Below are 13,914 nucleotides of genomic sequence, written 5' to 3'. Positions count from 1 at the left end.
GTCAGATAGCTGGCGCACTAATCGTCATCGCTTCGTTAAACTTGGAGAGCTTCAACGTGCGCACCGTCTGGTTGGTATCGCCATCGGCAGCCACGCCAGTCAGGCGCAGCTGATAGAGCAGGTGATCGCTCTTGCCGATCCAGACCACGGCGTCCAGCAGCGAACCAGCTCGCGTCTGGTCTCCCAGCAAGCCGCGCAGATAGCTGGCGTCGAGCTTACCGGAGATTTGCCAGCAAGCCACCCCGCCGATGCTGCTCTCGCCAGGCGTCGACGGGTTGCGAATCTGCCCCAAAAGGGCAGCAATGCCGGTGCGCGAGTCAGAGAGCACACGGGGATCAGGCAGGCCACTGATGGTCTGCCAGCGTCCCGTAATAGGGTCGGTCATGTACTGCTGCCCGCCCACCACAATGATCTTCACCTGCACCAGCGAGCCAAGCACAAGAGCGCCAGCATTGGCCTGCAAGCGATCGGGTACGACCAGATCGCCATCGGCACTTTGAATGACCAGAGTGGCGCTGCTGCCAGCGTGCTCAACCTGGAGATTGAAATGGTAGGAGTGAACCTTTTGCATGGCCGCCTGGGATGCGGCGAGCAATTGCCGCGCATCGGGGGCCGAGCTGCCACCGCAGGCCACTAACAGGAGCAGGGACCCCAGCGCCACCGCTACAACCACTGCCGACAGCCACCCTCGTCGGTCCGGCCTGGCCCCCCCTGTTCGCCCGTCATAGGGCAGACTTCTGGTCGCCTTCATACCGTTCGACACCTGTCTCTTCTGATGGTGCATGCTCCGCCTCGTCCTATATTTCTGCTAAGGATTGTACCAGCTATGACGACTGAAGGTAAGGCGGCGGTTATCCTTCCTTCCCCAGGTCTCCAGCTGATCCCGGTCTGCCGCTACCACCGCTCTTGCTGGTCGACCTGCCGCATGGGAAGAGCAGCCCTTTTCAAGGAGAGCAGCGCAAGCTATAATTACCATGCAACGACAGGCAATACGTCAGCAGGCACAAAGGAGCAACTGATGGCTGAGCAGCCGCGTTTCCGTGTTCGCTTCTGGGGCGTGCGCGGCAGCTACCCGGTACCAGGAACACAGACGCTGCGCTACGGTGGCAATACCGCCTGCGTCGAAGTGGACGTCAGCGGGCGCACGCTGGTGCTGGACGCCGGCAGCGGCATTATCGCCCTGGGCGATTCGCTGCTGCGGCGCAGCAACGGTCATGCGCTCCATCTCGCGCTGCTGATCACCCACGCTCACGGTGACCACCTGCAAGGATTGCCTTTCTTTGCTCCTCTCTATGAACCAACGGTCAGCATCGACTTCTTTGGCCCCCGCCTTGCTGGACGTGATCTCGAAGGGCTTGTTATACCCGTCATGTCGCCACCCTACTTTCCTGTCGATATTCGTCAGCTACCATCGCAGCGAGCTTTCCACACCCTGGAAGATAATATGTGGATCGTTTGGAAACCAGGCTGCAATCAGCCGCTCCTGCTGCAAGAAAGCCAGGCTGCGCGGGAGCCGCCCTTGCCGGAGGAGGTCCGCATTCATGCCCGGTTTACGACCCTCCATCCACAAAATGGCTCGCTGCTTTACGCCATCGAACACGCTGGGCGGCGCTTGATCTACGCTACCGATCTGGAGTGGGGAGAGGAGTACCAGAGCGAGATGCTGGCCTTTCTTGAACAGGCCGATCTTCTCATCCACGATGCCCAGTATACTCCCGAAGATTATCGCCACTCGCGACGCGGCTTTGGCCATAGTACCTATGAGATGGCGGCCACAGTGGCGCAACTGGCCAGGGTACGCGAGCTGATTCTTTTCCACCACGAGCCAACCTACGATGATCAAAAGCTAGAGCGTATCGAGTTCGCTACCCGTCAGCAGTTCAGTCGGGCGCGCCTGGCCCGCGAAGCGATGGAGATCGACCTGCTGGTCAGTTCATAAACGCATCTGTCAGTTCGCCACCCGAAGGAGGTTGAGCATCTGAAGCAGAGGCACCAGGCCAAGAAGGCTTCAGCTCACCGGCAGATCTCCCTGGCCAGAAGCGCCTGGAGTCACACGCCAGCCTCTACGGGGCCTGCACAGAGATCCGATATCGACAACGAGGAGAGCGATGGAGACGAAAATCAATGTGGTTCTGGCGTTGATGATCGTCGTTTCATTTTTGATCGCCATCGTGCTGCATGAGTTCGCTCACGCCCAAATGGCGATCTGGCTCGGCGATCCAACGCCCCGGGTCGAGGGACGCTATACACTGCGTCTGCGCCGCCATCTCGATCCGCTCGGGACGCTGCTGTGTCTGATTCTCGCCTTTATGCCCATCACCTTTGGACCCGTTGGCCTGGGCTGGGGCCAGCCGGTGAAGACCGATCCCTGGAAGTTGCGCGGCGGACGTACCAGCGGTCCCTTGTTAGTTGCTCTGGCCGGCCCGCTTGCTAATCTGTTGCTGGGCCTGATCTTTGCCTTGCTCGCTCGCCTCATCTACCCGCTGCTCTCGGAGAATGCGGTACTCTTGCGCATACCACAATTCCTGATGGTCTTCAGCTGCACCAATCTGGCTTTGACCATCCTGAATATTCTGCCACTCTACCCGCTCGATGGCTACCAGATTGTCTATATCCTGCTGCCCACTCGTCAGGCCCTGCAATTCGCGCGCTCTGGCCCCTGGGGTCCCCTGATCATCCTGGCGCTTTTCTTTATTGTCCCCTTTATCGCCGAGATCGCCCAGATGCCTGGCTTCCCCCTGGCCCATATCCCTGACTATATCCGCACCGGGGCTTTTTTCCTGGCTGGCCTGGTAACCAACCTGAGCATCACAAATGTCAGCGCAATCTACAGCTTCTGAGCAGGTGGGCGAGGCGCCAATGGGGGGAGAACAGCGCCAGGAGAGCTTAAGAGTCAGGCCACAGCGTTCGAGCGGGCTTCTGCGGTTTGGGCGTCTTGGCTATCGTCTCAAGCAGGTCTGGGCCCAGCTTGGTCCCAGCCGTCCCCTGAGCAGTGCCGAACGAGCCGAAGTGGCCGCGCTCCTGCCCCCTGCCGCACTTGCGCTTTTCGAGAGCATGTCGCTCGCCGACCAGGCCCATTGTCTGCGTGTCTATCGCGGCTTGCTGGCGGGCGGCTGCCGCGATCAGGAGCTGCTGATCGCCGCCCTCCTGCACGATGTCGGCAAGGGGAATGGGCGCGTGCCCTTCTGGACCCGGCCCGTGATCGTGCTTGGCAAACACTTTGCCCCTCGCCTGCTGGCGCGTCTGGCTGTCTATCCACAGCCAGAGCGGCCCCACTGGCAACAGGCGCTCGGTTACGCCTGGTGGCACGCTGAAGTTGGGGCTGCTCTCGCGGCTCAGGCCGGCCTCTCTGAGCGGACAGTGCTCTATATCCGTACCCACCACGAACCAGATGGGCCTGCCTCCGAGCTGCATCGCGTTGATGAGCAATCTTAGCCTGGGCGGGGAGACGATAGATCGCAGAGAGAGCGGGAGCGATTGACCCGTCCCCCATCCTCCCTCTATACTGACCTTGCTGGTCCAAGGCCCATCCAGAGGCCAGCGCTGGCAGCAAGCAACCAGTCCAGCTATAGGCCACCCACCACAGACGAGGTTTGCCGGCATGACACAGAACAACGAGCGCACCAGACAGGCCCAGACAGCGGCTACTTCCTCCCCTCCTTTGGCTCACTCAGCACCCGGGCCGCGCCGTGCCCAGGCCCACAGCCAACAGGAGCAGCCAGCGCCTCAGACGAGAGAACACGAGGAGCGAGAGCGCTCCACCCCGCCTCCTCTCCAGAGCGCCTCAGAACTCTGGGGACTGCCCCAAACCGGCTACATTGTGCGTCTGCCAGTTTTCGAGGGGCCCCTGGAGCTGCTGCTCTACCTGATCGAGAAACGCCAGATGGAGATCACCACGATCTCCCTGGTGGCCGTGACAGATCAATACCTGGCCTATCTGCGCCACTGGCGCGAGGAGGAGCTGCCTATCGCCAATATGGCCGCTTTCGTCGCCATCGCCGCTCGTCTGCTGTTTATCAAATCGCAAAGCCTCTTGCCGCGCAATCCACGTCAAGAGACCTCAGAGGAGGCGCGTCAGGCCGAGGAAATGGCTGCCGAGCTGGAGCGCCATTTGAAGGAATATAAGATCGCCAAAGAGATCGCCTCAGTCCTGCGCCAGCGAGCGGAGGCGGGCCTCCAGACGTATGGGCGCTCCAGCCTGCTGGCCGGCATTGAGGCCCAACTGGCCTGGACCCCGCCAACTCTCGTCGGCCTGGAGGTTGAGGCTCTCGCCCGCAGCTTTCGCCGCTTGCTGGAGACCCGTAGCCGCGCCGAGGCAGAGGCCAACGGGGGCCTGGTGCTTCCCCAGGCGCGCGTGCGCGTGAGTGAGCGCATTGCCGTCATTACCGCTCGTCTCCGCCAGACCCCGCGCCTCTGGCTGAGCGAACTGCTAGAGCCAGGCGCTTCGCGCTTGTTGATCGTGGTGACTTTTCTCGCGATGCTCGACCTGTGGAAACATGAGCGCATCAGCGTCCGCCAGGAAACCCTTTTTGGGCCGATTTTGCTTGAACGCGGGTCGCGCTGGCAGGAGAGCGAGACAGAGCAGGAGGAATCGGCCCAGATGCTGACCGAGAGCGACTAGCCGCTCTGCTTCCTGCCCCCCTCTCTCCTCAGCCCCATTCCCTTCCCGCGCCTGACCTGGCCACTCCTGCCTTCCTCTCGCTCCCTGGCATCCAGGCAAGGCCAGAATCAGTTGCTGGCTCGTTTCGGCACAACTTGACAAGAGCTGGCTCAAAATTTATACTAAAACAATAGTAAATCGCCTGAATAGAGCGCTTGCTCCGGAGCAAGCATAGCAAAGCAAACGAGAGAGAACCTCTGGCGGGGTGCGGCGCTTAGCTGCGCCCTGTGCCATTCTAGATAGACTCAAGACCCAAGCACGAGGGGAGTGTTGTTATGACGGACGAACCCAGGGAAACTACCGAGAGGCCACAGCCAGAGCAACCGTTCCGAAGCCAGGACCCGGAACCGGCGGCAGAGACGCCCCAACAAAAGGAACAGCCGGAAGCTACCGCCGACGCCGCCGCGGCTCCAGCTGAATCTGCCGAGACGCCGGCTGCCGCGGCTGAGGAGCAGCCCGCCCCCACGCTAGAGGAGCGCATCGCTCAACTGGAGGCCCAGCTGGCAGACCTGGCGGCCCAACTCGCCCAGGCCCGCCAGGAAGCCCGCGAGAACTGGGACAAGTTTGTCCGCGAGCGCGCTGATCTGGAAAACTTCCGCAAGCGGCGTGAGCGCGAGATTGCCGACCGCGTCCTGCAGCAGAAGAAGGCGCTACTGAATAAGCTGCTGGAGGTCATGGATAATCTGGATCGCGCGCTGGTTTATCAGGATAGCCTGGATCGCCAGGGCCTGCAGCAAACCTTGCGCCTGGTGGCCTGGCAGATGAACGAGCTGATTCGCAGTGAGGGCCTGACCCCGGTGCCAACAGTGGGCGAGCAGTTCAATCCCTATATCCATGAGGCTGTCGAGGCCGTCGAGGACAGCGAGAAGCCAGAGGGCCTCGTTGTAGAGGAGGTCCGCAAGGGCTATAAGTTGAGCGATGAGACACTGCGCCCTGCCCGCGTTAAGGTGACAGTGGCCGTTAGCAAGAAGGAACAGCGCGAACAGCCAGGGGAGGCCTGACCGAGTCGCGACCGCCAGGGGAAGGCTCACTCCAGGCAAGGGACTTCCAGTCACGCTCACGCCAGCCGAACCAGGAACCAGGCTATCATCCATCAATGCGCTCGCGGAGCAGACAGAAAGGAGAGCGGCCCGGCAGAGCGCTGCTTGCTGTGCTGCAGCGCACAGCGCTCCTTCCTTCCTGGTCAAGCTCCCAGACGATAGCGTGGCCTTTCCCTGTCTTCCGGTCCCGACTGCCAGGCCAGCCATTACCAGAGATCGCCACAGGCCGGAGGCAACGTGGTAGGGTTCTGCAAAGATGATCAATCCGTAGTGGCTCCGCAAGCAAGCATACAAGCACGCTGGCAGAAGCTGGGAAGCTAGCCATCAGAGCCAGCAGCTCTCAACGTACAAAGGGGCGGGCAGATGGAATATAAAGACTACTATAAGATCCTCGGCGTTGCTCGCGGGGCCAGCGCCGATGAGGTTAAAAAGGCCTTTCGCAAGCTGGCCCGCAAATATCACCCCGATGTGAACCCGGGTGACCGCTTCGCCGAGGAGAAGTTTAAGGAGATTAATGAGGCGTACGAGGTGCTCTCTGACCCGGAGAAGCGACGCAAGTATGACGCGCTCGGCCCCAATTGGCAGGATCAGTTTGCCGGTTTCTCAGGCTTCCGGCGCTCCTACCCCTATGGCAGTGGGCGCTCCTCAACAATCGATTTCGATAGTAACAGTGGCTTCTCCGATTTCTTTGAGGCGCTTTTCGGGCGCAGCGCTCGTACGCCCCGCCAGGAGTTCCGGCGGCGGGCCGGGGACAATATCGAGCAGCCGGTCGAGGTGACGCTGCGCGAAGCCTACACCGGCGGCACGCGCACTTTCAATATACAGTCGACTGAGATTTGCCCTGTCTGCCAGGGTATTGGCGAGGTGCATGGCCGGGCCTGTGCGACCTGCGGCGCCCAGGGCACGGTCGTACGTAGTAAGAAAATCCAGGTCAAGATTCCTCCTGGCGTTGACAATGGCTCGCGCATCCGCGTCGCCGGTGAAGGCCAGCCCGGCATCGGAGGCGGGCCCCGCGGCGATCTTTACTTGATCATCAGCGTTAAGCCTGATCCGGTCTTTGAACGCCGCGGCGACGATCTCTATCTGGATATCGATGTCGATCTCTACAAGGCTCTGCTGGGCGGCGAGGCACTCGTTCCCCTCCCCGACGGGCGCAAGTTGATGCTGACTATTCCACCGGAAACGCAGAACGGGCGGCTCTTCCGCCTGGCGGGTAAAGGCATGCCTCGTTTGCGGAGCGAGGGCCAGGGAAATCTCTACGCCCGGGTGCGTGTGGTGCTGCCTATGCATCTCAGTGATGAGGAGCGCCAGCTCTTTGAACAGCTGGCCCGTACACGCAACGTCGAGGTTCGTTCGGCCACCTGATCAGCCGGTGCGCGCCCTGCCTGATTCGTCTCGCGCGATCCGCCCCAACCTGACAACCAGCCGTCAGCCAGCAGCCCTACTGGTCGCCCACTTCCAGCCTGACCTGGCTCGGCTCACTCGGCCTGGCGTGCCCGGGGCACGATCCATCCGCCCGCCCGGTCTGATCGCTGGTCTCAGAGGCTGATGATGATCGAATGAGCGTTGTGGTCGATCATCTGCTGTGATCGCCCGCTGGCCCGCGCGATCACCTGTCTTCACTAACCGATTTGAGCGACGTGCTCATGCGTTCACGTAGCATGGCAGGCTGGCCAGACAGCTTTGCTCGCCCGCCGCTCTCCTGCCTGCTCGGTTCATGCTCCAGCAGGTTGAGCAAGAGCAGGCCGGGCAGCGGCCAGGCACGGCCTGAGCATTAGGAAGGAAGGAAGGAGGGAGGTACCGTGTCGGAGCGCGATGATGGTGCCTGGTATATCATTAGCGTCGCCGCGGAGAAGGCCCAGGTGCATGAACAAACCCTACGCCACTATGAGCGCCTCGGGCTGATCTCTCCTGCCCGGAAAGGCAATAGCCCCCATAGCCCACGCCTCTATTCCGATAAGGATATCGAGCGCGTGATCCACATCCGCCGGCTCATGCGCGATCTGGGGGTGAACCTGGCCGGTGTGGAGGCGATTCTCCATATGAAGGATCGTATGGAGCAAATGCAGCAGGAGATGGAGCAGGAGATCGCCCGCCTGCGCGAGCAGCACGAGGCCGAGACGCGCCGTCTCAAGGAGATTATTCAGCGTCTACAACAGGGGTTGTCTTCACCCTCTTCGCCTTCGTCTTCCTCATGAAGTGAGGCAGGCGCCCTTGCTAGAGCCGCCCCTTTCGCCAGGCCGACGGGGGCTTCTCTGGGTGACACAGGTATGCCTGTCTGTCCGCCTGCCTCGCCGTGAGGTCACCCGATCTGCGTTCTTCGCGGAGCGCCTCCTGCCCACAGCCTCCTTCTCTCGCGCACTCGCGCACTCCTCCCCCGTCAGGCTGTGGGCGGCGTAGGCTGGGCCGGTTTCTTCGTGAAGAGATTCGCCAGGCGCTCCGCGTAATCCCCGACCACTGGTAACTTGAGGTAGGAGCCACGGTAGGCCATCACCATCAGGAAGAGCCAGGAGAGTCCCCCAACCGCCAGGATGACACCGCTGGCACAGCTGACAGGAAGGGCGAGAATGATGGTCCCCAGGAAGGGAATCAGCCCGATCACCCTCACGAGGGCAAAGAGAAGGGTGAGTCCCCCAAACCAGAGAATCGATTGCGCGGCGTGAAAACGCACAAAGCGATTCTTGCGCTCCACCAGAAAGATGATGATGCCACTGAAAAACCAGAACAGGTAGCTTAACAGGGCCGCGCTCCTGGCATCCATTTTCAGCGTGGTGGGGTCAAAGACGCTGGCAGCCCGTGTGACACTGGACGGCGGTTGATAGGTGTAATACTGTTGTTGCTGTTGTTGCTGTTGTTGCTGACCGTAAGGATTGTAGCTATAGGGCGGGCTGCCCGGCCCAGGCTGGTACCCGCCGTATCCTCGATATCCCCCATAGCCGGGTCCCGGCTGCTGGGGTTGTGGTGATTCTGGCCCCTGCGCCGGCTGCTGGTTCGGATTCCAACTCATAGGCAATCACTACTCCTGCTCTCTGGCCTGTTCTGTCCTTCCGGGAAGCTAGCTAGCGCCTTCCCGGAAGGAGCAAACGGCAGCTCCCTTCCCTGCGCGCCCCTCTTCGGGAGGGGGTCCCTTCCATACTCAATGGCGATAGAGGACGCCTCGACCAGGCTGGGTGAGATCTCCTGGCCCTCAGTCAGGCCCGCCGCACCCCAGAGTCCTCTTTCAGTCGTCTTCCATATTACGTGGGATGCCGGAGGAGGGTTGTACTCTTTGGGTGAACGGTGGTCCATGTTCCTCGCGCCAGCCCGGCTCAGCCGAGCCGGGCCAGGCGAAAGAGCTGGCCAGCGCTGCCGCGAGCCATTTACCCGCTTGCTCAGTTTCTCAGCAGCCTCTAGCAGCCTCTTCAAAAGCCAGGGCCAGCCGGGCCGCTGTAACGCTCGGCATAGTCTCCAATGATGGGCAAGCGTATATGACGTCCCAGGAAAGTCAGGACGATCAAGGCAACCCAGCCGAGGGTAGCCAGCAGCTGAATCAGAGCATCGAGAAAACCAGCAACAGCCCCGATCACAGGGATGAATTCTATAATACGTAGCGCGATCAACACCAGCGTGACGAGTCCAAAGAGGATCAGCGACTGCATGGCATGGAAGCGCACAAAGCGATTGCGCTTTTCCGTCACGAAGACGATCAGCCCGCTCAGCCAGAAGAGCAGATAGCCCAGGGCTGCCGCTACGTTTGCGGGCAGGCCAGAGGAAGTCGGCGTATTGGCCTCGGCGGCGATCGCCGCGTTCTCGGCAGACGAGTAACCCGGTCCCCCCCAGCGGCCAGGGTGGTACTGCTGCTGTTGCTGCTGACCATATTGACCATATTGTCCGTAGCCACCACTATAGTGCTGACCGTACTGGTAGCCCTGATAGGGCTGATGAGGGTCCTCATAGGGCGGCGTCGGTTCCTGCGGATTTGGCTTCCAGCTCATCCCTCTGCACTCACTCTTTGATAATGACAATGCCTCTGTTTATTACTTTCCTTATGATATTACGCACAGGGAGCGGCCAGAGTTGTAGGAGATCAGGGGACCTGGAGAGGGAGGGTCAGCGGATTAAAAGAGGGCTGCCGCTGGCCTGCGCTCCGGCCAGCGGGACTGGCAGGGAAGAAAGGAGAAGCCGCGGTAATGCAAGGCAGAGAAGGAGAGGACTGCAGCAGCGCTCTCCTTCTCCCTCTAAGGATCTATCAGGATCTACCTCTGAGCAGGGGGCCTAGAGGCCGGCGCCGGTGGGCGGCGTGCTCGCGTAGCGTTCGGCGTAGTCGCCGACAACCGGCAGTTTAAAGTACTTCCCCTGGAAGGCCATAATCAACAGAACGATCCAGGAAACAAAACCGACCAGGCCCACCAGCCCACTCAAGCAGAAGGTCAAGAGTCCTACGAAGGGAATCATCCCCAAGACGCCCAGGGCCACTATAAGGATGGTTAAAGCCGCGAACCAGATGATCGATTGCATGGCGTGGAAGCGCACAAAGCGATTCTGCTTTTCTGAGAGGTAGAAGATCAACCCAGTGATCCAACCCACCAGATAGCTAAGGCCGGCAGCCATGTTGGCCTCCATGCCCATCGAGGTGGGACCAAGAGCGCTTGCTGCACCGCTCATTCCATGGGGCTGCTGACCATACTGGGCCTGCCCATAGCTGGCACCAGAGGGAGAGCTACCGTAAGGATTATTTGGAGGGGAGCCATAAGCGCCGCCGGGCTGCGAGGAATAGCCTCCATACTGACCACTACTCGGCTGATTGGGCTCCTGCCCAGGCGTGGGATTCCAGCTCATTATTAATGCCCCTCTTTCTTCTCTCCTAAGAGAGAACTGTAATGCCAGGAAACTCTGCGCTATCGCCACAAGAGCAAGTGCGCAATCACAGGATCACCGCGCACCCAGACTACCCTGTCCGATGCAGCACTCAGCAGTCTTTTGCCCCACATGATCCCTCTACCTGTCCGTGAGCCGTTTTCTCCTCTGCCTGCCACCCTTGTTATCTGCCCAGGTCATAGGTCTTTGCTGCTCTCTCCATCTCGATCAAAGGCGAGTCCGGCGACATGGGCGCTCCAAAGAAGCGGGCAGATCTACGCACGACTCAGCATGGCTGCCAGCGTATGAGCGTGCACAGGAACATGATAGGCTGCCTTCCTTCTTTGCGCAGACAACTTAGCGCTGCTCAGAGATTTCCCTTCTTAAGAGTAAACGCCCCACCCAGGGATTCGTAGAGGATCAATTTGGTCCCTGATCAGAGCAAGAGGCAGGGAGGGAGAGCAGCGTTCAGGCTTCTCCTTCAGAGGTTTCATCCAGAGCGCGGGCCCCGAGCTGCGCTTGTGGCGCGTCGGCGGCGTGATCCTCCTGCACGGGAAGAATCAGCGAGGGTGGCTCCTGGGACTCTTCCCCCTGACGGACCGGCTCTTCAATCCTCCGGTTTTCAATAGCGGCGTGACGCGAGCGCGAGCGCCCACGCGAAGCCGGTAAACGTTCATCGGCAAGCAAAGGACGCGGCTGTGACTCCGCCAGCGTCTGGCTCTCGCTGTCGGCCTCACTCTCTCCAGCGGAAGAGCTGGCCAGAGCCGTAGTAATCACCTGGTCCATCGTCTCCACCAGGGTAAAGCGCATCTGCTGGCGGATGCGGGCCGGGATCTCCATCAGGTCCTTTTTATTTTCCGCGGGCACCACAATATGGCGTAGGCCAGCCTGGTGGGCAGCCAGGATCTTCTCTTTGAGGCCACCGACGCCGAGCACCCGTCCCCGGAGGGTAATTTCACCGGTCATGGCCACATCGCCGCGCACCGGGCGGCGAGTCAGGGCCGAAATCAGCGCTGTAGCGATCGTGATCCCGGCGGACGGGCCATCTTTAGGAATGGCGTTCTCCGGCAGATGGATATGCAAATCCGTGACGTCCTGGAAATTGGGATCGATGTTCAGCTCCGTGGCCCGCGAGCGGATGTACGAGAGGGCTGCAATAGCCGACTCGCGCATCACATCGCCGAGCTGGCCTGTAATCAGCAGGTCGCCCTTGCCGGCCATCGTGACCACCTCCACCGGCAAGAGAATGCCCCCATTCTCGGTCACAGCCAGCCCCATTGCAGCCCCGACCTGCATACGCATACTCAGGGGCGGCGTCGAATAGCGGGGCATACCCAGGTAGTGCTCGAGAGAGGCAGTAGTCAGGCGCAAGTGGGTGGAAGGGCGAGCAATGATCCGGCGAGCAGCCTTGCGACAAATGGTGGCCAGCTGTCGCTCCAGATTGCGTACGCCGGCCTCACGGGTATAGTCCGTCACGATGCGCTCCATCACCGAGCGCGGGATCTTAAGCTGTTCTGGGGTCAGGCCATGCTCAGCCAGCACCTTCGGCAGCAGGTGGCGCAGGCCGATATTGACCTTCTCCTCTAGCATGTAGCCGGGAACGTCGATGATGTCCATGCGATCGGCCAGCGGGCGCGGGATCTGGTACTTGACGTTGCCGGTACAGATAAAGAAGACCTCGGAGAGATCGTACGGGACCTCCAGATAATGGTCCACGAACTGTGAATTCTGCTCGGGATCAAGCACCTCCAGTAAGGCCGCCGCTGGATCACCCCGATACTCCGACGAGAGCTTGTCGATCTCATCGAGCAGAAAGACCGGGTTGCGCACGCCCGCGGACTTCATCGACTGGATGATCCGCCCGGGCAGAGCACCGACATAGGTGCGGCGATGCCCACGGATCTCGGCCTCATCATGCACGCCGCCCAGGGCAATGCGCACAAACTTACGCCCCAGGGCGCGGGCAATCGACTGACCCAGGGAGGTCTTGCCGACGCCAGGCGGACCAATGAAACAAAGGATCTGCCCCTGGCTGCCACGCTGGGGCTGCCCCTGCTCACTGGAGCGCTGCAGACGCAACTGGCGCACGGCCAGAAACTCAATGATGCGCTCTTTGATGCTCTCCAGGCCGTAGTGATCTTCATCCAAAATGCGACGCGTGCGCTCCAGATCGAAACTATCCACCGTGCGCTCGCTCCAGGGCAAGGCGAGCATCCAGTCGATATACGAGCGCACCACGGCGATCTCCGCCGACTGCGGTGGCATATGCTCTAAGCGATCGATCTCCTTGCGCACCTTGGCCGCCGCCTCGGGAGGCAGATTCTTCTGGCGCAAGCGCTCGCGCAACTCATCGGCCTCCGACGGCGTCTCCATGCCCAGCTCTTCTTGAATCGCGCGCAACTGCTCGCGCAGATAGAACTCCTTCTGCGAGCGGTCCACCTGCGAACGCACGCGATTGCGGATCACCGACTCCAGCTCCAGAATCTCGATCTCGTTGCCGATAAAGACGCAGACCTTTTCCAGGCGCGCCAGGGGATCAAAGGTCTCAAGCAGATCCTGCTGCTGGGTCACATCGCTCACTACATGGGCCGCCAGCATATCAGCCAGACGGGCCGGGGACTTAATGGCCACGATCGAATTGATGTCTTCGACCGAGAAGCGACGATTAAGCTGGGCGTAATGCTCGAAGAGATTGGTAGCATGACGCACGAGAGCATCGGCCTGGGGACCCTGCGCCTGGGGCTCGGAAGGCACTTCCACGCTCACCCGCATGAACGGCTCCAGATCCTGAAACTCCAACAGACGCACACGGCGCAGGCCATTGAGCAGCACCTGCAGGCTCCCATCGGCCTGACGATGCACGGTGACAATTTCGACCAGAGCCCCACAGCCATAGAGGTCCGCAGGCTGGGGATCTTCGATCTCCGGCGAACGCTGCGCGACCGTGACCAGCATGCGGTCGGCTCGTAACAGCGCCTCCTCGACAGCTCGCACCGACTTCTCCCGCGCAATCGCCAGGGACATGCGCGTGCGCGGGAAGACAACCATGTTCTTGAGCGCTACCAGCGGATAGACCTCTATCGTCTCTGGCTCCACCGATGGGTGTTGCTGCTCATTCATGAGTTCCGCCTATCTACTATCTATTATTTCTCTTCTCTATATAAACTATAACAACAAGAATAATTGTTGATTTTTGCGAGAGCTTTCTCACAGAAGAGAAGCAAACGGCTCAGTGATCAGACGAATGAGAGCGAGCCATTGACGAACGGGAATGGACAGGACTGGCCAGGGGAGAAGCCTGGGAGAGACCCCAGTGCTGACCGGCTGTTTCCATTCTGTTCGCCACTCCTGGCCGTGCCCGCCCTTCGCTCTGTGGCG

The 13,914-nt window shown here is 60.6% G+C and carries 12 protein-coding genes; 7 read left to right on the top strand and 5 right to left on the bottom strand.

Going from position 1 to position 13,914, the window contains the following annotated elements:
- Position 1: 1 nt before the first annotated feature.
- On the bottom strand, positions 2 to 751 hold the full coding sequence (locus tag BGC09_RS13235; protein WP_176728921.1) for an LppX_LprAFG lipoprotein: 750 nt from the start codon (positions 749 to 751) through the stop codon (positions 2 to 4).
- Between the two features lie 75 nt (positions 752 to 826).
- On the opposite strand from BGC09_RS13235, the gene BGC09_RS13230 reads away from it, so the two are divergent.
- From BGC09_RS13230 to BGC09_RS13200, 7 genes are all read left to right on the top strand, one after another.
- On the top strand, positions 827 to 1,939 hold the full coding sequence (locus BGC09_RS13230; protein ID WP_176728920.1) for an MBL fold metallo-hydrolase: 1,113 nt from the start codon (positions 827 to 829) through the stop codon (positions 1,937 to 1,939).
- 169 nt (positions 1,940 to 2,108) lie between these two features.
- A complete protein-coding gene (locus BGC09_RS13225; RefSeq protein ID WP_069804460.1) occupies positions 2,109 to 2,840 on the top strand; it encodes a site-2 protease family protein in 732 nt (243 codons plus the stop codon).
- Complete coding sequence (locus BGC09_RS13220) at positions 2,815 to 3,435, top strand: HD domain-containing protein (protein ID WP_141727778.1); 621 nt, start codon at positions 2,815 to 2,817, stop codon at positions 3,433 to 3,435. The genes BGC09_RS13225 and BGC09_RS13220 overlap by 26 nt, the downstream gene beginning before the upstream one ends.
- Before the next feature lie 166 nt (positions 3,436 to 3,601).
- Positions 3,602 to 4,621, top strand: a complete 1,020-nt coding sequence (locus tag BGC09_RS13215; RefSeq protein ID WP_069804459.1) for a segregation and condensation protein A — start codon at positions 3,602 to 3,604, stop codon at positions 4,619 to 4,621.
- A 314-nt stretch (positions 4,622 to 4,935) separates the two neighbouring features.
- Positions 4,936 to 5,661: a nucleotide exchange factor GrpE gene (locus BGC09_RS13210; protein WP_084658727.1), complete on the top strand. Its 726-nt coding sequence runs from the start codon at positions 4,936 to 4,938 to the stop codon at positions 5,659 to 5,661.
- 402 nt (positions 5,662 to 6,063) lie between these two features.
- A complete protein-coding gene (locus tag BGC09_RS13205; protein WP_069804458.1) occupies positions 6,064 to 7,065 on the top strand; it encodes a DnaJ C-terminal domain-containing protein in 1,002 nt (333 codons plus the stop codon).
- Positions 7,066 to 7,502: 437 nt separating this feature from the next.
- Entirely contained in the window at positions 7,503 to 7,898 is a 396-nt protein-coding gene (locus BGC09_RS13200; RefSeq protein WP_069804457.1) for a MerR family transcriptional regulator, read from the top strand.
- Positions 7,899 to 8,080: 182 nt separating this feature from the next.
- Here BGC09_RS13200 and BGC09_RS23125 read toward each other — a convergent pair whose 3' ends face one another.
- From BGC09_RS23125 to lon, 4 genes are all read right to left on the bottom strand, one after another.
- Entirely contained in the window at positions 8,081 to 8,707 is a 627-nt protein-coding gene (locus BGC09_RS23125) for a DUF4870 domain-containing protein (protein ID WP_218104044.1), read from the bottom strand.
- Positions 8,708 to 9,101: 394 nt separating this feature from the next.
- Entirely contained in the window at positions 9,102 to 9,674 is a 573-nt protein-coding gene (locus tag BGC09_RS13185) for a DUF4870 domain-containing protein (protein WP_084658724.1), read from the bottom strand.
- 280 nt (positions 9,675 to 9,954) lie between these two features.
- Positions 9,955 to 10,518: a magnetosome magnetite crystal formation protein family gene (locus tag BGC09_RS23120; RefSeq protein ID WP_218104043.1), complete on the bottom strand. Its 564-nt coding sequence runs from the start codon at positions 10,516 to 10,518 to the stop codon at positions 9,955 to 9,957.
- 486 nt (positions 10,519 to 11,004) lie between these two features.
- A complete protein-coding gene (gene lon, locus BGC09_RS13175) occupies positions 11,005 to 13,656 on the bottom strand; it encodes an endopeptidase La (RefSeq protein WP_084658721.1) in 2,652 nt (883 codons plus the stop codon).
- Positions 13,657 to 13,914 lie beyond the last annotated feature (258 nt).

It is taken from the genome of Thermogemmatispora onikobensis (assembly GCF_001748285.1).
Taxonomy (GTDB): domain Bacteria; phylum Chloroflexota; class Ktedonobacteria; order Ktedonobacterales; family Ktedonobacteraceae; genus Thermogemmatispora; species Thermogemmatispora onikobensis.
Note: the sequence above shows the minus strand (reverse complement) of the source record. Positions and strands in the feature narration are given on the sequence as shown.